This is a genomic window from Pedobacter miscanthi, assembly GCF_003315595.1.
Taxonomy (GTDB): domain Bacteria; phylum Bacteroidota; class Bacteroidia; order Sphingobacteriales; family Sphingobacteriaceae; genus Pedobacter; species Pedobacter miscanthi.
Genome location: NZ_QNQU01000010.1, coordinates 84,890 through 107,340 on the forward strand (window position 1 = coordinate 84,890; position 22,451 = coordinate 107,340).

Genomic DNA, 22,451 nt, shown 5'->3' on the forward strand with positions numbered 1-22,451 from the left:
TCCAAAGCTTACTTAAAATTTCGCCCAGCATGGAAAGTTGCTTTGGGAACTTCCTCGCGGGTTTGGGCTCTTTTATTGTGCGCTGGATATGGCGCACTTTTTTCATCCGCGCGCGATAAGGTTAAAACCGGCAAGTCATCCTGCTCGCGTTGCACCAGCTTACCCAGCATTTTGGTGAGGTCAAAGCACTTGCTAACAATCACATGTACCACCTCACCTTCTCTTTGCAGCCGTCCCTCCACCATCAGCAGGCGCGCTTGCAGAATTTCCTTGCGATAAGTTTCAAACAGCTTTTCAAAAACCACCAGATTAGAAAAACCGGTCTCATCTTCTATGGTGATAAAACATACCCCACCGGCAGTTCCCGGACGCTGGCGCACTAAAACCAAGCCGGCTACCTTGACCAATTGCCCATCGGTGGTAACAGTACTAATATGATGCGTCGAGCGGATATGCAATAAATCCAGCTGCTCACGCACAAAGCTCACCGGATGCGCTTTTAACGAAAGTCCAACAGTTGCGTAATCCTGAACCACATGTTCACCGGCACTCATTAGCGGCAGCTCCACCTGCGTTTCCAGCTTGCTTTCCGAAGGCTGGCCTTTAAAAAGCTGCTCCGGCATATCCTGCAAGGCAGAAACTTCCCATAGCGCCTTTCTGCGGTCCAGGCCAATGGAGCGGAAAGCATCCGCGTCTGCCAGCCGTTCCAGCGTGGCCAGTGACACCCCAGCATCGCGGAGCGCTGTGATGGTAAGATAGTCCTTTCCCCGGTGCCCGGTCAAAACCTGCATTTCCTCTTCACAAATGCCCTTGATCTGACGGAATCCCAGCCGTAATGCATGATATTTACCAGCCATTTCTTCCAAGTGGTTATCCCACAAAGAATGGTTGATATCCACCTCACGCACTTGAACACTGTGTTTCTGTGCATCAATCACAATCTGAGCAGGCTGGTAAAACCCCATGGGCATACTATTTAGCAAGGCTGCTGCAAAGACATCCGGATAATAACATTTTAGCCAGCAGGAAACATAAACCAATAATGCAAAACTGGCCGCATGGCTTTCAGGAAAACCATAACTACCAAAACCTTCCAGCTGTTTAAAAATACGCCTGGCGAATTCCTCGGTATAACCCTTAGCCAGCATTCCATCAATGAGTTTCTTTTCGTATTGGTTCACCAGGCCTTTGAACTTAAAAGTTGCCATGCTCCGCCTTAGCCCGTCAGCCTCTGCCGGAGTAAAACCCGCCGCAACTATCGCAATCTTCATCGCCTGTTCCTGAAAAAGCGGAACACCCAGCGTCCTGCCCAGGATTTCCTCAAGCTCAGGGGAAGGATAATCTACCGCTTCTTCACCATTGCGCCGGCGCAGGTAAGGATGTACCATATCCCCCTGGATTGGGCCAGGCCGTACTATAGCAACCTCAATAACCAGATCATAAAATTCCTTTGGGCGCAAACGCGGCAGCATCGACATCTGCGCACGGCTTTCAATCTGGAATACCCCCAGCGTATCGGCGTGACAGATCATTTCATATACCTTTGGATCATCCTGGGGAATATTGGCCAAAGTCAGATTCAGCCCGTAATGTTGCTTGCAGAGATCAAAGCCCTTTCGGATACAGGTTAGCATGCCAAGTGCCAGCACATCCACCTTTAAAAATCCCAGTGCATCGATATCATCCTTGTTCCATTCGATATTAGTGCGGTCTTCCATCCTGGCATTCAGGATCGGACAAAGATCGGTCAATTTGCCATTGGTTACCACAAATCCCCCGGTATGCTGGCCCAACTGGCGGGGGAAGCCCATCATCTGGGAGGTCAGCTCCAGGGTCTTTTTTAAATGCGGGTCTTCCGGATTCAGTCCCTGTTCAGTCACCCTTTTACCCTCAAACCACTCATCGGTAAACTCCCAGATGGAGCTGGATAATCTATTGATCGTATCTACCGATAAACCCATTGCTTTGCCTACATCGCGGATGGCGCCTTTCTGGTGCTGCTGGGTAACGGTCGCCACGATTGCTGCCCGTTCGCGGCCATACTTATTATAGATATATTGGATAATTTCTTCCCGGCGTTCGTGCTCAAAATCCACATCGATATCAGGCGGCTCATTCCTGGCAGGCGAAATAAAACGTTCAAAAAGCAGGTCGAATTTCATGGGATTGACCGAAGTAACCCCCAAGCAGAAACAGATCGCCGAATTTGCCGCTGAACCCCTACCCTGGCAGAGGATACCGCGGCTACGTGCCTCGCGTACGATATCTTCCACAAAAAGAAAATAATTCGCGTAATCCATCTGTTTGACAAAATCCATTTCATGGTTGATCATCTGCACAACTTTTTCGGGAACCGTATCTCCATAGATTTCTTTTGCCCCCTTCCAGGTCAGGTATTCCAGTTCAGCAAGCGGCGTCCTGCCGCTTTTATTGATCTCTTCGGGATAAACATATTTAAGCTCATCGAGCGAAAAAGTGCATGCCTCGGAAATTTCCAGCCCGTTTCGGATCGCCTCAGGGTACTTGCGGAACAATCTATGCATCTCTGCCACTGGCTTTAAATAGCGTTCAGCGTTCTGGTGCAAACGAAAGCCAGCATCAGCAATCGTACATTTCTCCCGCACGCAGGTTAGTACATCCTGCAGCTCACGACGAGATGAATCATGGTAATGAATATCACCAGTTGCCACTATCGGAATGTTGAAACGATCAGAAAGCTGATTGATCCTAAAAAGTTTTTTATCATCATCACCAGAATAAGAACGGCTCATCGAAAGATATAAAGCGCGCCCCAATGCCTCCCGGTATTCTTCAAGTGCACAGACAAAACTGGATTCAAAATTAAAACTACGATCCAGCATTGGCGGCATTATAGCCATAAATAAAATGCCCTTACTATGGGCATAGACATCGGCTTTATTTAGAAAACATTTTCCTTTTTCAGCCCTGATATTGCCCATACTCAGTAAAGCGGATAACCTGCCATAAGCTTCCTTATTGGTTGGATAAGCAAGCAGGCTGGGTCCGTCCAGCAGATCCAGACGGCAGGCCGGAATCAGCTGAATATCTTTTTCCTTTGCCGCAGCATAAGCGCGAACGATACCTGCCAAGGTATTGCGGTCAGTAATGGCCATCTTTCGGTAGCCAAAGGCCGCCGCCTGATCAATCAGCTCATTAGGATGCGAAGCGCCCCTGAGAAAGCTGAAATTGGAAGTCACCTGCAATTCACTATATTCCATACGCTAATATTTAAGCAAAAAATCCATGGATAAACCAATCATTACGCTCTCTTTCATAATAATGGCCTGAACGGAACAACCAGTAACGGCAGCCGTTTCCATCCTCTACCCGGTAATAATCCCGGTGCTCACCCTGATCCAGCCACCATTCCCTTTCGATACGTTCAGGACCATCTGCCTTGGTCACCTGGTGCCGTAAACCCTTATAGATAAAAAATTTTGGTGCATGATCGGGGATCAGTGCCATTACCTCGATGGGCTCCGGACGTGGCAAAAGCTCAGTCGGCCTGGGCTGATCTGTTCTCCAGTCTGAAAGCGGCTGATCTAAAATAGAGCGAGCAGGCCTTGCTGCCCTTTCCGGCCAATAAGCCGTAGCAGGCAGATAACGCTGGATGACCTTTGTGCTACTTTTCCCGCCACGCGGTCCAGTAAGCGGATAACGCTTTTATCATTTAATCCCGGCCGGGATTCCCATAGCGCCTCCTGGTCGATCGCTACATCATCCACTTTACCGATATCCAGTACAAACATTTCAATCCCCAGCCCTGGACGGATCTGCTCGATCTTAAGCTCGAATAATTTAAACAAATGCCCGGCACTATGGCTGGCTGCATTGGTGCCGATGCTTACCTGTTGCGCTTTACCATCAATGCGGAAACAGTTCAGAGTCCCGGAGCGGAGCCCTTTACCTTCTTTCGCCAATTGAGCACATAAAATATCCAGCAACCGTTGAATGGCCAGCTCAATCGCTGTGCGGGTACGGATCGGTTCCATGCAAAAAAGACGCTCGGTAAAAGGAACAACCTGTTGCAAAGGCGTGATGAGCTCAGTCTCTGTTCCCAAGGCCTGACCAAGCCGCAGCAGGAAATCATCACCGAACCTGCGGCGCAGGACTGAGCGGGGCATGTTAATAAAACTTTTGATCTGGTAAAAACCCAGCTTGCGCAATTTGGCCAAAGTTACCTCCTCCAGCCGCAGGGCTTCGGGCGGCAGAGAAAGCAGTGCTTCCGCCTGCGCGGAGTTGGGAATGATCGGCGTAATTTTGCCATAATGCGAAACCGCCCAGGCAGCACCAGCAGTATCTGCGATTGCCATGCGAGCAGTGTAACCTTTACTTTTTAATTTGGAGACAATTTCTTTCAGGTATTCCCGCTCACCTCCCCAGAGATGTGCACAGCCGCTGATCTCCAGGATCAGCCCATCCATTAAAAAACTATCCACTGCTACAAAAGGCGAATAGCGGATACACCACTCTCCCAGCCCTTTGAGCAGTTTCTCAGCCCGTCCAGCCTTGTCATCCAGAACTTCAAGACCTGGACAAATGGCCTTAGCATCAGCAGCACGCATGCCCATTTCAACGCCAAAGTTGAGGGCCTGTTCACTGACTGCGGTAACAAGCATACGGCCATGGTCCGGTGCAGCGAAAACAAAAGGGATCTCCTTTAGCTCCGGCCTTCGGATCAGCTGCCAGTCACAGAGCAACTGGCGGAACCATATACATACATACCTTTTCATGGGGCTATCCTGACCGGCGGTAATCTATAGCGGTCATTTTCTGCTGTGGTTTTACTTCTGCAAACTGATCTGCTGCCCATTCCATCGTCCAGCTGCCGGGCATTCCGCTACGTACTTTCAGTAGCTCCACGTTCCAGCGCGGAAAACCAAGGCCAGGCAGCCCATCTTCGGTTTCACTGGGCAAAGGTGTAATTCTCCAGCGCGCGGTAGCAATGGTAGAAGAAAGCCCTTTGGCATCCCTTCTAAGGATAAAACCAGTCACACCACTTTTTTCCACCGCCAGCTGTAAACGGCGGGATTCGACCAGGCTCAAAGTACTCACTTCCGCTACCACAGCAGCCAGTCCTTCTGTTTTCAATGCCTCTTCCACAATCCAAAGCGCATCTTTTTCCAACTCGACATCCATAAAGATTATACGTTCGGGATCAGCATTAAACGCCTTGAGCGAAGCGGGGTATACTTTTCTGCAGCTACTGATCCAGGCGCAGGCCGCACCCTCATTCATAAGCACCGAAAGCAATCCTGCAATAAAGCCATCACTGGCAGCGGAATGTTCTGGCGAAAAATTCAGGAATTCATGGATCACTCCTCTTGGAAACACGCCACCTGGAAAAGCTTTTTCGATGCTGCCCAGACCAACAGATTTTGAATGGCCAGAAGGTAAAGCCTTAAAGCCCTGCCAAAGCAGGATATCCTGCTGTAATTTTTCGATCAGTTCACGCTTTGCCTCCATAATACCCCTTTTTTACATAAAACTAATTTTATTAGCAACAATAAAATCTTAAGCAAAATTAATACTAAAATTTTTAGTAAATCAAATATTGTGGATAAGTTTTAATCTTGGACAAAAAAAGACGCTAGTCAGCACTCCCAATATGTTATAAATTTCACTTCATCCATCACTTAAAGCGCCGTAAAAAAAGCCCTCCCGCAAATGCGATCAAGGTTTAGGTAGCTAAACAAGAACAATTAACTGATTTCTTCGAGCTGGGTTAGCAAATCCAGTAGAAATTCAAGGCATATCTCCCCATCTGACAAAAAACCGATCAGCGGTTTTTCCCCGATATCATCAAAAGAAGTATCTACCCAGATTGCCCCGTGTATATCTAATCGCAAGCCTTCGATATACTGTTCAAGCTCAGCATCAAAAGGAACATGTTCGAACTCCTTGCTATCCACTCGCCTGCCGATGCGGATAAGTTCGTTTTGTATTGCGCCAATTATAGCTGTTTCCACTTTTTGTAGTTTTTGTTTTAGCAGCAGGGATGTTTTAATTATGCTCATAACCCGACTCCTTACTGTTTTTTAACAGGTTCAACTTTATAAAAATATCGCGCCAATAGGCCTGCCTCTTCTGATCAAAGCGGTGCATATCCGGCGCATCATCGCTGTGCAGGTAATGGATATAATCGGCCACCTGATAAATGGCCGCCTGCAGGTCATCTATTTCAATTAGATTCCCTTCGTTGTCTCTGATGTATTGTTTCATGGCTATAGATTCTAAGTATAGATCAATGCGACCGCCTGTTTAAAATTTTCACTGCCCGAATGGCTGGCATATTTTAGAATGCGGTCACCTATAAAAAGTGCCGTATACCCATAAAAAAGCTGATCGGAAAACACTTTGCTGTTCTTACGCATCGTGTGGCCGTGTTTTTTTAGCAATGCCGCACATTCTTCGGAAAGGCTGAACCAGTAATCAAAGGGCATAAATCCGTTATCCCAATTCTTTTTATATTCTTCATGGTTTTCTCTGAAATTAGTGCAGACCTCTGCAAGGTGATCCAACAGCGCTGGCATTTCATCGGGAAAAAGTTCAAATAAAAGTCTCCCCTTGCCCGTATTGGTTAATTCATGTAAAGCTTTCATAATCTGAAAAATTAAGCTAGGGGCAACAAGCCCCTAGCTGGTCAAACATTAATTTACTTTGACAGCGATCAGCTTTGCCCAGTAAAGCGCATTAGTTGAAATATTGCGTTGCCAAGCGCCTTGCGAGCCGCTCCAACGGAAACCGTGGCGTTTTAACTCCTTACGGATTTCTTCCACCGGCTTACCCTCAAAAATCATTTGCAGCCGCCCAGCCGCCTTGTTCTCCCAAATCCGAACGCCGCCAATCAGCATATCAAATTCTGCCCTCGCCTCGATTGCTTCCAACATTTTAATGCGGCTTTCTACCGTTTTAATCTTTGCATTGTTATTGGTCAGCTTGTAGGAAGGGAAGCCAACATAACCGCCACGGCTGGTATCATTCAGCTGTGCCCACATTTCAGGCGTAGCTGAGGGTAACAATAAAAAAGCTGCTTTATTCTGTCTGCGCAAACACCTGTTTGCTGCTTTCATAAAACTTTGCAAAGCCTGTAGCTTGGAAAGTTTATCCTTTAATTTTGTTAAGGCCTCGGGATCATCGGAAAAAATCGCATCATTTGAGGCGATCGTTTCGGCCTTTTCGGCATAATAGCCGCCTTTTTCTGCTTTTCAACAGAGCTCCCCATTTTGTCATGTATTTTCTGCCTGTACCTGCGGTCACGCTTTTCGCTGTGATGACCGACCAAAATCGGTTGCGCCATGGGAATAACCGAAGCCATATCAGAAGCCGAGCTGTAAAGCTGACCGGCTTCTTTTTCGTTTTTAGCAGCCTGCGCCCTCGCATAATTAATGCGGTTTTCCCTGCGCTCATTAAAATCGTGTTTCATCTCTTTAAAAATTAAATCAAAAAATAAATGCCCTTTGGTCTTTTGCCAAAGGGAATCAGCATTTTAAGCAGGAATAAAAATCTCGCTTTCAATCTCCGCCAACTTATCCACGCAAAGACGGTTAACATCCGCCGCCACCGCTTTAATGATAAAAGGGTTTTTGGTCGAAAATTCCCTGCCGTTATCATCTTCAATCGTCAGCGTACAGCCCTGATAAAAATTAACATCTGTCTCTTCCGCATCATCCTGCTGCGCCACCTCGAAAGCCTCTAAGGTGCCGATGGTCTCGAGTAGCTTGCCCCTTTGATTGATGCGGCGTGTCAGATCCAAAGCCAGTTTAATCGTAGAATCCAGATTTCTAGCAGGCTTAAGCTCCTCGGCATGCGTTTTAGCCCCCTCTTTCTCTCCAGCCCCAGTTTTCCCTTTTTCGGAATCCATTTTAGCCTGCAAAGTTTCCACTTTTGCCCCCTCGCCAGCTTTTACCTCTGTTTTACCGTTACCCGAAGACTTATCAAAATCCTTGTTCGGCACAATCGCAGTGCCGCCAGTAGAAGCAGCAGCAGCGCCACCAGCTAAGCCATTAGCTTTATTATCAACTGAACCATTATTTGCAATTGCACTGGAATTAATTACTGTAGTTTTCATAATTTTTAAATTAAATGTGAATGGAAAAAAATTGAACAACCACCCAATCGGGCGGCAAAACCCTGCATGCGCAGCGTGCAAGACTAAAAAATCGGAGTTGAGTGGTGGGCTTCTGCCTTTAATTGTATTCATGGTATTATGGGTTTAAAAAATATCAGTCGGCAGGAGCCTCCTGCCTTTTTGATAGTCACCCTCACCTGAACACAATCCATTTTTCAAGACAAGACTTTGCGGAAAAAAAAACCTCGTGAGCGCTAGCGAACAGGGAAGATTTTTTTCCAGCAAACCCGCAGGGCACCGGTCTTGGCGGAAAATGGATTGTTCAGAAATTTGTGCTCAAAAAAGGTAGAAGCAAAATTTTGTGCAATTAAAAACACCTTACCCCCTCACATCTATCCTCATTCATCTCAGGAGAATCATTCATCAAAACCCTGAGCTTTAACGCATAAAAAAACTAGAATAAAAAAAAGCCTTCGACGAGTGCCGAAGGCAAAAAAATCCGAAAACAATAATCTAACACCTTCCCAAACGCCTGCCTAGTTCCATGGCAGCCATAACCGAACTTGATTTGGCGATTCCCATTCCGGCAAAACGGCACAGACCGGGAAAACCCAAAAGAGAGAGTTGCAGCAAGTTTCCTTCCACACTACCCAATATCCGGTAAGCCAGATCAATTGCCGATTCATTGGGCGTGCCCGAACCGATCAGCATGGCAAGCAGTTCCGTATCTGTCATTGCAGCAAGGCCATTTCCCAGCATTTTTTCCCTTGACCGCAGCTCCACTTCCATAGCTTTAATCCTCCTCACCTGTTTCTGCTGATTCAAAAGGCGAATGTTCTAAACGGATTCATAACCTTTCCCGTAGTGAGCATCAATGAAGAAAAGCTTCCGATCAGCATCTCAAAATCCTCCTCGAATACACGCAAACGCTCCATACTGTAAGTACCATCCCACTGGGCATCGCTCCTGGTAAAACAGATGTAATTGCTGTTATTCCTGGCCAGCCGATAATCCAAAAAGTAGCTCCTGTTTCCCTGGCAAAAGCTTTCTGATACCAAAACAATATTTCTCATAACGATAAAATTTAATTCCGGAACAAAGTTCTACCCGGCCTCAAATTTTTATAGCATAAAAAATCATCTTATCTGATGACCAAAAATGAATATGGTTTTCAGATAAAATTATCCGATATTAGATATTAGTAACCTATACAAATCAAATAGATAGCTCATGAGCCAGCAAGCAACACCCCAAGAAAAAACGCGCTGCCGCTATTGTGAAAAAGAATTGCATGGCAGGGCAGGAAAAATATTCTGCAACGTAGATTGTAAAAACAACTACAACAGCCGAATTCGTTCATTTAAACGCGCCACAGAAAACGAGCTCTTCCCTAAGGTGATTAATGCCATCAAAAAAAATTACCGGATACTTATAGAATTCCACCTTCAGGATGAAAAAGACGGGATCTTAATGGTCAAAAAAACCGATCTTGAAAACCTTGGATTTAATCCCCAATATTTTACCGCAGCAGCCCTGGATAGCAATGAGACGCTCTGGAAAAGCTGCTTTCACCAGTGCTGGGCAGATTATGAAGAATATTTTGGCCTAAGGTATGTTCTTGAATAAAATACTAGGAATCTACGCGATACATGCCTAAGTGCCATCTTTTGCTTCCTCTAATTAAGTCTTAAATTACTTAGTTTTTAGTACTAGAAATTCCAACAAGTCAGCTTATACTTGCACGAAACCAAAGCTGAAGTCACGGATCAACTTTGCAAAAGCTATAAAAAACGGTCAGTTCCTTATTTAGTTAAGCAATATACTATACAAACTGAAAACGGGACAGAACACTTAATCTACCCATAATGATAAAAATCGAAAGAAGCGAACTTCCAAACTATTATCGATCGGATGAATATAAAAAAGCCAGCGAGCTGCTAGAAATTAGCCATCAAGAAAATAATCAGAAAAGAGCGTTTTTTGATACCAGCATTTTTTCATCCTTAAGAGCAGATCTGGTCAAATTATTTCACAACAAATGTGCATTCTGCGAATCTTCAGCACATTCGCCAGCTTATGGCAGTATCGAAAACTTTCGGCCGCGATCAGGATCCAGAACAGACCAATCATTTTTCCAGGACCATTACTACTGGCTGGCATACCAGTGGGAAAATCTCTATCAAGTCTGTAATATTTGCACCAAACACAAAAGGGATTTCTTCCCAATCCTGGATGAATCAACCCGGGCAAAAGTAGGCGCAGATTGGAGTGAAGTAATGAAAGAAGACACGCTGCTGCTTGATCCTTGCTATGATGACCCGGAGCTTCACCTGCAATTTGAAATCAATGGATTTGTTACCGCAATAACAGCCAAAGGCTGGGCAACTGTCGATCTGTTAAAGCTAAACCGATCAGATTTGCTCAACTCGAGAAAATATGCTGTCCAGTCGTTTCTATCATATCTTAAAGACCACGAGCTTCCAAAAAGACAACTCGATGAAGAAGGTAAAAGCTTTGTTGAAGATTTGTTCCGTTCTAGCACCCGCCAAGGGCACGCAGCCCCCCTGCGCTCAGCATATAAAAGATGGAAAAACGGCGAAAATGATTTAAGCCCGGCAAGTGACGCCCGGGAGGTCCTCTCAACCATGACCAATATTTTTGACAACGCCATTAAATCAATCGATAAGGAATCCCCGAAAATCAAAAAAATCATCTCTAAACTGAATGTGTTTTCCATCAAGTCCGTAGAAATTAGCAACTTCAAAAATATTGAACATGTCAAACTGGAAATTCTTCCCTCCATAGAGAACGGCGGAAAAGAACCCTGGATGCTACTACTGGGAGATAATGGGATCGGAAAAACCTCAATCCTTCAAGCGATAGTTCTGGCACTTTGCGGAAAAAATCAGATTTCAAAATTAGGCATCACCGCTAGCGACGTACTCAAAATGGGAACCTCCTCTGGATATGTTAAAATAAACAGCTATGAAAGCGACAAGGAAATTGAACTTACTTTTACTGCTGATGGCTTTGTTAAAGCAATACCGCGGACCCCAACATTTTTGCTGGCCTATGGTGCCACCAGACTACTGCCAAAAGGCAATCTCACGGACAATACCAAAAGCAACAGACTGGTAAACATCCGCAACCTGTTTGATTATACAAAACCCCTTTCTAATGTAAATGAATGGCTCGATACAATTGGCAAAAAAATGTTAGAAAAGCGTGTGCTGCCCGCACTCTCAGACCTACTTGATCTTAAAAAGCATCAGAAACTCGAATTCAATGACAATGAACTCAGCATACACGAAGGCAAAACGAAGCTTCCGCTATCCTACATCAGCGATGGATACAAAAGCATCATCGCCCTTGCCTGCGACATCATGAAATCCCTTTCTGCTGATAATGCCAATTATCACTCCACAAAAGGTATCGTGCTAATCGATGAACTGGGAAACCACCTTCATCCCCGCTGGAAAATAAGAATCGTCAATGCGCTTCGGGAAGCATTCCCACAATTACAATTTATTGTTAGCTCACACGAACCACTATGTCTGAGGGGATTGGCTCATGGCGAAGTATCGGTTCTGATGGCAGACAGCAGACAAAAAGTACGCCTTATCGATAAATACCTATTGCCTGACCATAATGCGATGAGAATAGACCAGCTACTCACTTCAGACCTTTTTGGCTTGCTGGATACCCAGGATATTGAAACCGAAAAACAGTTTGAACAGTATTACGAGCTTTTGAGTGTCAAAAAAGAAGACCGGAGTCCTGAGCAAGAGCAAAAACTCCGCGAATATATCCAGCTTTTGGCAGGCAAAGAACTTCTGGGCAACACCCCGCAAGAGCAGGTGATTTACGAAGTGGTGCATGAGGTCTATGCCAAAAATCTGATCAAAAACGGATTTGCACCAAAAGAGGCCTTAAAAGAGCAGACCGTTGCCGAAGTAAAAGAACTTTTAACCGCTAAAAGACTGGACTGGATATGATCAAAATAACCCGGCCGGCAAAACCTGATTTTATGAGTCAGGCAGATAATAAATGGGACAGGGAAACCCAGCAAGCCATTGACCATTTCTCTAACCAACCCATTATAGGGGATTTTGAGTTCAATGCTTACCGTGACCCTGAACTGAAAGAAGAGTTGAAAAAAGTTTTTGTCAAATGCGCCTATTGCGAGAGCATATACGATCAAAGCGCAGATGGCGATATAGAGCATTTTCGCCCAAAAGGCCGTGTAAACGAAAAAAATCCGCAGAGCCCAGGCTATTATTGGCTCGCCAACGATTGGGATAATTTGCTGCTTTCTTGCCAGCATTGTAACCAGCGGCGATTGCACCTACTCGATGGCGATGATCTAATCTCTCCCGCTGGAAAGATGGATCAGTTTCCATTATCAGATGATACCAAACGCGTACACCGGCATGGAGAATCCCTGCAGGATGAAGAGCAGGTCAGGCTATTAATCAACCCCTGCGATCTAACTGAAAATCCAGAAGACCACTTTGAATATGAAGACACCAAAACAGCGATGATCCCGCTGAGCGACCGGGCAAAGATATCCCTTGCCGTTTACGCGCTGCGAAGACCAAAACTGGTGCGGGCGAGGAATGAAAAACAACAATTCCTTTTTAAGCAGATCGATGTAGTCCGGCGGGAACTCAGCCGCTACAACCGCAGTCCGGACGAGGAGCAAAAGGCAATTCTAGATCAAGAATTGGACAATCTATTATTTTACACCAGTCCAGTGCAGCCCTATGCCGGAATGTGCAGGTTTTTCGTTAACAAATTTTTAACCGAATCTGGGCTAAAATAGAAAAAGCAGATAGCTATAATACTAAAACGACCACCTAATCAATAAAAACAAAACCAGCGGGCAAAAATCAGCGTCACCCACATCATAATCAGATCAGATCAAAACGGTATTTATCGAGCATCAAGGCAGCCTGCGCCAAAGAAAATGGCCTTGAAATATGTTTGCAAAAACATTCCTGCATATCCTTTTTAAAATTGTTCAGATAAAAAACATCGTCATCTAAATCCATGCTAAAATTCCGGGCCGTAAAGCTGCCCATGATTGCTGTGCAGCTCGCAGCATCATGAGCATTAGCGATAGAAAGCAATGTTTCTGTGGCCATCCGCATAAAAGATGAGGTTTTACGATCAAACAGCCCCGGAGAAACCATTCCATGTTGACCGGCTTCAATGATATTTAAAATATCATCAACGGCATCTTTGTTGCTAAAGTTTTTCCACGAACTATTATAACCACTGATCACGGCTTCTCCATTGTAGGGCTGCTGCATCATCAAGCTAAGTTTTTTAAAAGCTAGCGGACTATTGTTTTTAATCAACATTTGAATCATCTCTTTTTCACTCATTAATCCCAGTTTGGCTAACTGCTCATAATGATCAGAAATGAAGAGGCTCACGTACTCCTCTCCAGCTGTTTCAGTTAACAGCCCAAGAAGAAAAGAAAGAAAATATTGATGTCTTGTGTCAAAACCAAAAATTTCAAGGAGCCGTTTTAAGTATTCTTCGTCAGCTGCAAAAAATTCCCTGATTACCTGCTTTGGCAGGTAATCACTTTGCTGATTAAGCGCCGTAATAACCTCTTCTTTTAAACCCGGTTCGTAATTAGTACTTGATAATCCATTCTCTCGAAAATACTGCAAGAGCATAAAACGGCCCCGCAAATTTAAAGTTTGACCTTCCAGAAGCACCAGAAAATATTGATGTATCTCCTCGGAGGAAACAACGCCCTCCATATAGTCCAGATTAATCTTTTCATGATCCATCCCCTCCCAGATCATTTCCAGAAGCAGTCTTTGATCCAGCTCCACAAACTTAAAATAGCGTTGAAATTTGAAAATAAGTTTACCTGTCAAGGCAGCCGATCCATCATGGTCAGCAAAATTCCCCTGATAATAATCAAAAGCGCAGCTTTGGTTTGCTAAGCACCATTCCAAAACCGTTGCCCTTTGTTCTGGGCGGGCAACCTTTCTGCTGCCCTCCTTTGCAGGTAAAACCTGACTGATATCCTCCATCCTGTTCAGCTCATTAGCCAAAAGTGCTTGCTTAAGATCAGCTACCGCTAACATCTTTCTTCCCTTATATTCATTGGCAATAAGCTCCCTAAGCAGCTGCTTGGAATAGGGATTAATCTCCCGCTCAAGATCATGTTCCCGGTAATACCTATCAGTAAATTTCTCCATACGTTGCTTCGAAAGCCTGGTTACACCAGCAAGTTCATAAATGCGCTGCATTTGCAAAAGCAGCTCAGGCAGATCAAATCTGAGATCCAGCTCCCGCTGTTCCCTATTCTGATGCCACAACCTTAGCTCCTGGTTTTTCTCCTTATCGATATGATCCTCAAACCGGTGACTGGTTTGCGTTTCCATAAGACTTTCAAATCGGATCGCCAGATCCACGTGCTGATGGGAAATGAGATTCCGATACCGATTGATGAATTCCTGATTCAACAACCCGCGCTTATACCCATCCACAATACAATCAAATCCTTCGGCATGAGGCATTGCTGCCAGAAAATACGCCAAAGGGGGATAGTTAATTGCGCTGGCGACCATGCGTTGATAGAGCTGAAGCTCCAGTTTACACGCCTTGATCATAGCGATCAGTGGCCCCTCCTGCATGTAGCGGATCCTGTCCCGGCCAGCCGCTAGGGTCAGTACATCAACGAGTTCATTTCCAATAAGCGCCACATTAGCGGCAAAGATTGGTCCCGCATGCTCCAAAAACGAGACAAACAACTTTTCTTTAAGTTCGTAATTATTAAACCTTTCGATCAAAAAGCTAAACACCTTTAGCAGCAATAACGGATCTTTAACTAGACAGAAAATATCAAAAATTTTCTCTTTGGTTGATATTAGCGTCCCAGTCTTAGAAGAATAATTCCATGGTTTTTCCTTGATTGCTTTACTTAGTATTTCCAGTACATAGGCCAAATAAAGGTGCAGGTTTTCTCCATTAATACCATTTAATAGTGGCCTTACCACCTCACGCTGATCAAAGCCGGCAAGCTCAGCAATAACAGTTGTAAACAGAGATGCAAGAAAAGGCTCTGGTAACTCCAGCATCAGACCAAGCACATTTTCGAGCAAATTGACCAATACCTGATCCCTTTTAAATTCATCCACAACCTGGAGAACAACCTCACCGATCTGTAAATGATAGGCTTTACTTTTTGCCATTTCTTTAAGCAGCGAAGAAGCTGAAATTCTTGACCTTAAGTTTAACTCCCTATCTCTCAATACCGCTATCAGGTATTCCACATTCGCGTTGGTATCTCCAAATTCAGCCATCGGTGTAAGATCATCAATCCAAAGTTTGTTTTCTAGTACCCTGTCCTGAAAAAAAGCCTGGAATGCCATATTTCTGCTCGGCTCAGGAATAAGAGCAGCTTTGGCCTCAAATAACAACTCCGCATCATTTTCGCTCAGCCATTGCACCAAGGCAGCATATACCTCCTTATCAAATTCGATGTTCAGCAAAAAGGAAATCACATTGTGCCAACTGGGATGTACCTGCTCAAAATTTTCCCCAATAGCAATGAAAGCTATAATTTCCTCAAAGGACAACTTCGATAAAAAGCGGGCCGTCAAGTATTCCTGAATGTTTTTATGCTCAAAACTCCAAGTCCCCGAAGGATTCTGTTCGAGAAAAGGATTTTTGAAAAAAATATTACCGGAGTTTGATAAACTCCAGATCTCATTTTCTTTTAACTCCGAGCGTTGCATAGCCTCCATCGCCACCGCTATCCGGGTTGCGATCCCAAGCTGCTCTTCGCTGCTGAAAGTAAGGTCATTCCTATGCTTTTCAGTGAAATCCTCCTTAAGCCTGCGCTCAAGATAGTCCTCAATCAACTTTGCCCTAGAAAGATCAACCTTTTTTTCCCGGACAAAACTTTGCCCGATAAGCTCCAGATAAAAAGGATTCTCCAAAATATCCCGGTACCGCCAATAATCAAATTTTTTCTTTTTACGCGGGTCAATATCATATTTCTGATATAAAAAGCGAATCGCGCCCCCTTCAGTGACGCCATTTAAAAAGACAGTATCCAGCCCCTGAATAGACTTGATATATCTTAAATAAATATTTGTTCTGCAACTGATCAGGATCTTTAAGCTGCCTGCATCTAGCAAATTTTCATGCGTGGAGGAAAACCTTCGGAGTTTATTTGTAAAATCAGTGATATCATGCACCTCATCAATCCCATCCAGTATTAGAAGCAAAGGATTTAAATGTTCAAAATCAGGGGGTAAAAGCTCTTCGATCAGTGTTGCTGAATGAAAATCTCGAAGATGCTCATACTTCGGCATCCATGCTCGAGCCACTTCATCTTCCCACAATCTTACCGCTAACTGTTCCAGCTCATTTGTTTTGCCATATCCTGGATTTCCCAGCATTACAACACCCCATTTTGACGAAGACAGTGCCGCTTCAATACGCATTGCCTGTTCAATCTCTTCCCAGTAAAAAGGTGAGTGTTCAAATTGCCTGCGCACAGTACGGTCAATATGAAAATTATTTTTTTTGAGCTGACCGATATACTTACCGCGATCACCCTCCCGGATAACAACTTTTTTTAGCCTCTTATCCGAAAAGATCAATTTTTCGAATTTTCGGAGCCATTTCGCCCGTTCCTCCCCCTCTACAGCCTGTACATCAGATTTATACACAACCCGATACAAATCCGGATACAGTGCAAAATATTCTTTTATATAAGCATTGGGCGTCAAAAAGTCTACCGGACATTTTGAAGCTATTGCCTGAAAGAAACCTTCAAGCTTAGTCTCTTCATTGGTATTGGCAAAATCAACAAAAGGCGAAATAAAAAGCAAAAGATCAATTTGATCGTGCGTGGAAACGATATGCGGGATTTTTTCTACTGCATCAGCAAAAATCAATTTGGATGAATAATCCTTGCATTCTACATAGATCCTACGGCTGACGCGATCTCCATCCACTACCTCAAGTAAATTATCGTAGCCGTCCTGTGTTCCTGAATACTGTGTTCTGGACCGCACAATCTCATAGCCCAGTTCGCTTAAAATGCGTTCGAGAAAATCTTTGGCCAGCTGTTCAAAAGCTCCACCCTTTTTGATGAAAGACATTAATATAAATTTAGATCAAAAGCGGGGAATCCCAGCGCAGCTCAAAGTTAACAAATCGGGACTATCCCATCAAGATAAGTGATAACGGAACTCAAAAGATTTAACTTAAGGGCAGCGTATAACATTAATCAGATGGCCATCCCCCATTCCTATCAAACCAATATGCCCGTATACGGTGACTGATACCACTGGAAGGCTTCAATCAAAAAAATAACATTGCACTCAGTAAAAACGATAATGTATTTTACAAAAAAACGGACACCTGGGTATCCGTTTTTAATATCTGATCTTAAGCATCTCTGAGCGTTTTGGGCAGATCGAACATTTCAAGCAATAGCCCAGAAACAAGCGGAAATACCTTTTCAAAAGTTCCCCGGTTTTTCTCAGGTATATCTTCCAGGTCGGTTGCCAATAGAAAAATCAACAATTCCGGAACTTCAAAAAAAGTGCAAAGCTTTTTCATCGTACCACTATTGGGCGTTTTTGCTCCAGATTCGATCTGACTAAGCGAAGTCTGGGTAATACCGACCTCAGCAGCCAATTGTGACTGATTTAGGGATTTTTGTTTCCTTAACTTTTTAATTGCTATGCCAATATTCATTTTAGCGCTCCTTACCCAGATTTAAACATTTCCACCAGTAAGTTTGCAGCTTGCAAACCCAGGGATATGATTGCGTTCCAATCTGGTCTTTTTTTACCGGAATGCTCCTGAGCACTGTTAAGCGCCACTTGTGCTTCCATAATTAAATTCTTTTGATGCTCGGATAAATTCTGATTATCCTGCGATTGCAGTCCTGTTAAAGCTTCCTGCAGTTTTTTGATATGTTCTAATTCCATAAAGGATATTGAAATGTAAATAACTTAAACAATTGAATTGATTTTGGTTATTTACAGTACGATCTTCATCGTCCATATCCTTGAACATCAGCCTGACAATCGATCGGAAGGAAGCCCGTTTATCAACCATGAGATTATAGTAAGCCCGAATTACATGCCTGATACGGCTTTCTAGCTTTTCCAGTTTTTTCTTCAGCAGCAGCGCAGCTTCAGCCAAAAAGTTTCCCTTCGCCTTTTGAACAAATTCTAAAATCCTGACATCATCGCCAAGATATTCATAAAGTAAATGCGGTTCCCAGCTTTCGGCCAATGGATAGATTTCACATTGTTCAGCTTCACCAACAGAAAACTTTAAGCCAAACTCCTCTATTCTTACCTCAAGGTTTTCCCTCAAAACCGTAGCAATCTTTTTTAGTCTTTGCAATAAACTGACCGGTTCTTTTGAAACAATCTCTTCCTCGGACGCAGTTACACCAACCTGCGGTAGCTCAATGCTAACATTGCTTTTCACGGCAAGGGATTCGACATCCTGCAAAAGTTCTTTAATCTCATCTCTTCTCGCAATTAGCTGAGATTTTTCAGCAGATAAAAAAATTCGTTCTTTCATAAAAACTAATTATTACTCAAAGTTAATAAAAGTATTTAATAATCACAAATTAATTTATTTCAAGTTCTAAAAATTAAAACCAATTAGCTAATATAAAAGACGCAAACAGATAAAACTAGTCAGCTAAATCAAAAATTAGCATTAACCTGCATCAGATTCACCAACCGACTTTTTAGCCAAAGAACTATCCTTGATTTTTTTGTGGTAACTGGAATTGATTTCCCTGCAAACCTCATCTATGGCTTTTTTAAACCTTTTGGTATCGCTATCAGAGACATTAATCTTTTTGTCCAAAATATACCTTTTCTTATTCACTTCTTTGATCAGTTCTGAACCAGCCTTCTTATTGTTATGGATGAGCACATTTCTAATTAGAAACATCTCCTTCAGATCGGTATTATGCTTTATCGAAAACCCTTTTTCATTCATAAAATCAATCCATCCGGTAATGGAATCATACATCAACTCTCTCACCCTATGGTTTATTAGCTTTTCCAGCGTATTGCCTGCTATAATAGCATCTATTAACTGGTAATCTTTCAACGTTGATTTATTTGATTTCAAACTTTGGGGAAATTTCTCGAAGAAATTCCTAATCGTATCATTAACAAAGCCCTCCACCAGAATGCAATACGTGATCACTAACTGCTCCCTGGCCAGAGCAGGTATGTTTCTAACCATTTGGAGTTTTCCTTTCATCACTTTCCTAAGCAATACTACGTCAGACTCCGAAAGCGTTAACGACACGTTCTTTTGTCCTTGAGAAATGGCATCAAGTGCAATTATGGCTTCTTTATATTTAGATTTTTTCAGAACCTGATCAATATTCTCAAGTCCCATCTTCTCCAAAATCTGCAGATTACTAGCCTCCAAGTGCAAAGCGCCATAATTTGCAGCTTTGTAAACCTCTTCTGCCGTAGCTAGGTTCCTGATCAATTGACTATAAGGGGTGTCTGGAAATAATTTCATCTGGTATTTTGATAATAAAAATGAGGACTGCGGGCCAATTAAAGTGAGGAAAACCAACCTACGCAATATTCGCATTTATAAACTACAAAAACACTACAAAATCCAATAGCACACTTGTTTCACAATCCGCGACTACCAGCGGTTTATCAAGCTAGATAACTTTCCATCAAACGAATACCAAACATTCCAGGTAAAGTTAATTAATATGCTCTCTCAATGGGGTTTTTAAAAAAAAGCGCATCAATCCTGATAGCGCCATTTTAGATAAAAAAGTGCATACCTTAAGGTTTGCGTCTCAAAAATAGGAATTACCTTCAAAACCCAGCTAAAAGTTAAACTGCTTTTTTATAACTGCAAGCAGTTATGAACTTTATATTTTCCGAAGTGAGCAACCTATAAGCCTGAAAAAGTATTTTACTTTCATAGACTTTTTTTACAGGTATAACTGCTGATACTATACAATGGATAAAGCTTTCAGCCGTATGAGCGGATACCCCACCAGTCGCCCGGACAACAAATCTACCATGGAATTATTTTAATCAGGCTGGAAATCTTTGAGTTAAAAACTACCTGTAGCATATCTTGGGTTCTCACCGTTTCCATTAACAAAAATTATGAAATATATGCTGAAACTAAAATTAATTATTCCCGCCGTATTGATTGTACTCGCAGGCTGTAGCCAAAAGGTTCACAATACCACTTCAGAGAGCAAAAGTGATTCACTCTATGTCGTTTTAAAAATAAAGGACATCATCAAAACCGGCGAAAAAGTAACCTTAAACTTTACCATTCACAACGACCAGTCCACTGAAAGATCCTTTTGCAAATGGCACACACCTTTTGAGCCCCTGATGAGCAAATACCTTGACATCAAAGATGAAAATGGAAACGAGGCTTCCTATAAAGGACCAATGGCTAAAAGGATCATGCCTCCTCCAGCAGACAGCTACCTTATTATTAAACCAAAAGATATACTGTCTTCAGAAGTCGACCTGTTAAAAGCTTATCAACTGGAAGCAGGAAAAAAATACACAGTTTCGTATAATTCCAGCAGTATCAGTGGAGTGAAAGCTACCAACACAGTTACCTTCAGGTATACTAAATAAGCCTAGAACCTGTACTACCGATGACCATAAATTTGATTAATGATAAACTTATCAGATTGTTGATTAACCATTATTCCGCAACGGGAACAGTAGTAAATACCGGCCCGTGCTTAGGGCCTGCGTGTGTATGAGCGGTGGCCGGGCAGTTGCCCAGCCAATATAAAAAGGCAGTATCAGAATTAAATCACCCGCGCATAAAACAAAACATATACAGTTGCCCGGGTCTCCCGGCCTATGTGGTGAATATTACGGTATGGTATCCCAAACATAAAGCCACTGATTAATACCAGTGGCTTTATTTCCCAGAAGACTTACCCTATTTTTTATACCTTTAAACAAACAACATTATTTAAAAACTTATCAGGTAAAAGATAGATGACAGCACATCCATTCTGGGGAAAAGTCGAACAGGACTGGGCAGGATTCTCTGCCGAAATTACCTTCTTCCATCCATTCTTTAAAAACAGCGGTATAGAAATCTTCCTTGGTGAAGAATTTGACGAAGATGGTGAAGAGATAGAAGAACCACCAACAGCCCAAATGTTGTCCGGTTATGCCGATACATACAAAGATTTTATAGTTAACATTGAAAACAGGCTAATCGCCCTTCAGGAAAGCGCATTCGACCGCTATCAAAAGTTGTATGCCAAATATTACGAAAACCCACTTCAATCAGAACAACCAGCACTGAATATCAATAATATCGAACATCACAATACCCACATCAGGGAAATCATATATATCAGAATCCTGGATGAGGAAACCATTAAAATATCCATACGCTATGCCCTGGACACCGAACACGGTATTGAGTTTAAATTTACAGGCGGACAGATTGTAGCTATCGGCGGCATTGCAGAAACCTAATGGATGCCCGCATCAAAATTAAATACAGGAGATGAACCAGGAACCCCGCAGGTAACCACTCCTTAGTAAGGGTAACAGATGAAATACAATTTACCCCTTGGGGGCTACATATTTTAAAATAAGCGCCATCAGTTTTTTATCCGTGAAATAATTGCCTTTCCCATAAAAAAGCCCGAATTGGTCAAAGCAATATTTCACCCGTACCTTACTGTAATTGAAGGTTACCAGTCCACGGACATCGATACTGTTTGTTCCCTCATTGATCACAAATTCTTTTGCAGAATTATCAAACGCTTGCATTTCGGCCTTTGCCTTAACCAACCTTGTCTGTTTTGAGTTTTTAAACTGGCTGTTAAACTGAGTGCAACTAACCGCAACAAAGCTTTCCGTTCCAAAGTCCTCCCACTCAATTTTTACAGACTTAAGTTTTTGCTTTTGTGCAAAAGAACCAGCTGGAAAACATAAAAACAACACTGCACTAAATATTAGTACTTTAAAACAGTCTATCATAAAATTTAGTTATTGGTGCAATATTAGCAAAATATCAACACAGGTTTAAACATTTTATTGCTCTGAGCAAGGAAACCCGTAGAATTATCCTGTACTTACATTCAGTAGGTTTCGCCCTCTTCAAATCATAGCTCCCATAACATACCTAACACTAACATTAGCTACCAGCGCAGTAACAAAAAGATGTATAGAACCTATTTACCCGTTCCATATCAGCCAGGATTCCGACAGTAAGTTCCGATAAATATTGCTTTCCAAATTTCCCGATAATAGGCGATAAATATAGTCACTCAAAACGGTTCGGCAATCAGGCCAGCCAGATG

Annotated in this window: 22 protein-coding genes and 1 pseudogene; 5 read left to right on the forward strand and 18 right to left on the reverse strand. The window is 43.1% G+C overall.

Annotated features, from left to right (window positions below):
• Positions 1-8 precede the first annotated feature (8 nt).
• The 12 genes and pseudogenes from DRW42_RS13055 to DRW42_RS13100 form a co-directional block, all read right to left on the reverse strand.
• Positions 9-3,239 (reverse strand): error-prone DNA polymerase, encoded by a 3,231-nt coding sequence (locus DRW42_RS13055; protein WP_113949270.1) that lies wholly within the window; start codon positions 3,237-3,239, stop codon positions 9-11.
• 10 nt (positions 3,240-3,249) lie between these two features.
• The gene (locus DRW42_RS29275; protein ID WP_244215267.1) at positions 3,250-3,513 is read right to left on the reverse strand and encodes a hypothetical protein; all 264 of its coding nucleotides are present in this window, start codon (positions 3,511-3,513) and stop codon (positions 3,250-3,252) included.
• A gap of 50 nt (positions 3,514-3,563) precedes the next feature.
• The gene (locus tag DRW42_RS13060) at positions 3,564-4,754 is read right to left on the reverse strand and encodes a Y-family DNA polymerase (RefSeq protein WP_244215268.1); all 1,191 of its coding nucleotides are present in this window, start codon (positions 4,752-4,754) and stop codon (positions 3,564-3,566) included.
• A 4-nt stretch (positions 4,755-4,758) separates the two neighbouring features.
• Complete coding sequence (locus DRW42_RS13065) at positions 4,759-5,487, reverse strand: ImuA family protein (protein ID WP_113949271.1); 729 nt, start codon at positions 5,485-5,487, stop codon at positions 4,759-4,761.
• 236 nt (positions 5,488-5,723) lie between these two features.
• Entirely contained in the window at positions 5,724-6,038 is a 315-nt protein-coding gene (locus DRW42_RS13070) for a hypothetical protein (protein ID WP_113949272.1), read from the reverse strand.
• Positions 6,025-6,243, reverse strand: coding sequence for a 3-isopropylmalate dehydratase (locus DRW42_RS13075; RefSeq protein WP_113949273.1), 219 nt, complete (start codon positions 6,241-6,243; stop codon positions 6,025-6,027). Before DRW42_RS13075 ends, DRW42_RS13070 begins: the two co-directional genes overlap by 14 nt.
• 11 nt (positions 6,244-6,254) lie before the next feature.
• Positions 6,255-6,623: a hypothetical protein gene (locus DRW42_RS13080; RefSeq protein WP_113949274.1), complete on the reverse strand. Its 369-nt coding sequence runs from the start codon at positions 6,621-6,623 to the stop codon at positions 6,255-6,257.
• Positions 6,624-6,671: 48 nt separating this feature from the next.
• Positions 6,672-7,094, reverse strand: coding sequence for a hypothetical protein (locus tag DRW42_RS29280; protein ID WP_425273475.1), 423 nt, complete (start codon positions 7,092-7,094; stop codon positions 6,672-6,674).
• 33 nt (positions 7,095-7,127) lie between these two features.
• Positions 7,128-7,447, reverse strand: a pseudogene (locus DRW42_RS29285) (DUF3560 domain-containing protein); the annotation flags it as partial.
• Positions 7,448-7,510: 63 nt separating this feature from the next.
• Entirely contained in the window at positions 7,511-8,224 is a 714-nt protein-coding gene (locus DRW42_RS13090; RefSeq protein ID WP_147243740.1) for a hypothetical protein, read from the reverse strand.
• A 381-nt stretch (positions 8,225-8,605) separates the two neighbouring features.
• The gene (locus tag DRW42_RS13095; protein WP_113949276.1) at positions 8,606-8,917 is read right to left on the reverse strand and encodes a UPF0758 domain-containing protein; all 312 of its coding nucleotides are present in this window, start codon (positions 8,915-8,917) and stop codon (positions 8,606-8,608) included.
• Complete coding sequence (locus DRW42_RS13100; RefSeq protein WP_113949277.1) at positions 8,914-9,165, reverse strand: hypothetical protein; 252 nt, start codon at positions 9,163-9,165, stop codon at positions 8,914-8,916. Before DRW42_RS13100 ends, DRW42_RS13095 begins: the two co-directional genes overlap by 4 nt.
• A gap of 157 nt (positions 9,166-9,322) precedes the next feature.
• On the opposite strand from DRW42_RS13100, the gene DRW42_RS13105 reads away from it, so the two are divergent.
• From DRW42_RS13105 to DRW42_RS13115, 3 genes are all read left to right on the forward strand, one after another.
• Positions 9,323-9,718 (forward strand): hypothetical protein, encoded by a 396-nt coding sequence (locus tag DRW42_RS13105; protein WP_113949278.1) that lies wholly within the window; start codon positions 9,323-9,325, stop codon positions 9,716-9,718.
• Positions 9,719-9,957: 239 nt separating this feature from the next.
• Positions 9,958-12,087: an AAA family ATPase gene (locus DRW42_RS13110; protein WP_113949279.1), complete on the forward strand. Its 2,130-nt coding sequence runs from the start codon at positions 9,958-9,960 to the stop codon at positions 12,085-12,087.
• Positions 12,084-12,914 (forward strand): HNH endonuclease family protein, encoded by an 831-nt coding sequence (locus tag DRW42_RS13115; RefSeq protein ID WP_113949280.1) that lies wholly within the window; start codon positions 12,084-12,086, stop codon positions 12,912-12,914. Before DRW42_RS13110 ends, DRW42_RS13115 begins: the two co-directional genes overlap by 4 nt.
• 88 nt (positions 12,915-13,002) lie before the next feature.
• Here the strand turns inward: DRW42_RS13115 and DRW42_RS13120 are convergent, their stop codons facing one another.
• The 5 genes from DRW42_RS13120 to DRW42_RS13140 form a co-directional block, all read right to left on the reverse strand.
• Entirely contained in the window at positions 13,003-17,232 is a 4,230-nt protein-coding gene (locus tag DRW42_RS13120) for a hypothetical protein (protein ID WP_113949281.1), read from the reverse strand.
• A 289-nt stretch (positions 17,233-17,521) separates the two neighbouring features.
• Positions 17,522-17,833 (reverse strand): helix-turn-helix domain-containing protein, encoded by a 312-nt coding sequence (locus DRW42_RS13125; protein ID WP_113949282.1) that lies wholly within the window; start codon positions 17,831-17,833, stop codon positions 17,522-17,524.
• Between the two features lie 11 nt (positions 17,834-17,844).
• Positions 17,845-17,973, reverse strand: coding sequence for a hypothetical protein (locus DRW42_RS29385; protein WP_279634135.1), 129 nt, complete (start codon positions 17,971-17,973; stop codon positions 17,845-17,847).
• Positions 17,974-18,007: 34 nt separating this feature from the next.
• Entirely contained in the window at positions 18,008-18,676 is a 669-nt protein-coding gene (locus DRW42_RS13135) for a hypothetical protein (RefSeq protein ID WP_113949284.1), read from the reverse strand.
• Positions 18,677-18,817: 141 nt separating this feature from the next.
• Positions 18,818-19,645, reverse strand: a complete 828-nt coding sequence (locus tag DRW42_RS13140) for a hypothetical protein (protein ID WP_113949285.1) — start codon at positions 19,643-19,645, stop codon at positions 18,818-18,820.
• Positions 19,646-20,268: 623 nt separating this feature from the next.
• Between DRW42_RS13140 and DRW42_RS13145 the strand changes: the two genes are divergently transcribed.
• Both DRW42_RS13145 and DRW42_RS13150 read left to right on the forward strand, forming a co-directional pair.
• Positions 20,269-20,751, forward strand: coding sequence for a protease (locus DRW42_RS13145; protein ID WP_113949400.1), 483 nt, complete (start codon positions 20,269-20,271; stop codon positions 20,749-20,751).
• A 375-nt stretch (positions 20,752-21,126) separates the two neighbouring features.
• Positions 21,127-21,618, forward strand: coding sequence for a DUF6985 domain-containing protein (locus DRW42_RS13150; RefSeq protein ID WP_113949286.1), 492 nt, complete (start codon positions 21,127-21,129; stop codon positions 21,616-21,618).
• A 90-nt stretch (positions 21,619-21,708) separates the two neighbouring features.
• Here the strand turns inward: DRW42_RS13150 and DRW42_RS13155 are convergent, their stop codons facing one another.
• Positions 21,709-22,128 carry a hypothetical protein gene (locus tag DRW42_RS13155; protein ID WP_113949287.1) on the reverse strand — a complete coding sequence of 140 codons (420 nt, stop codon included), beginning with the start codon at positions 22,126-22,128 and terminating at the stop codon, positions 21,709-21,711.
• Between the last annotated feature and the right edge of the window lie 323 nt (positions 22,129-22,451).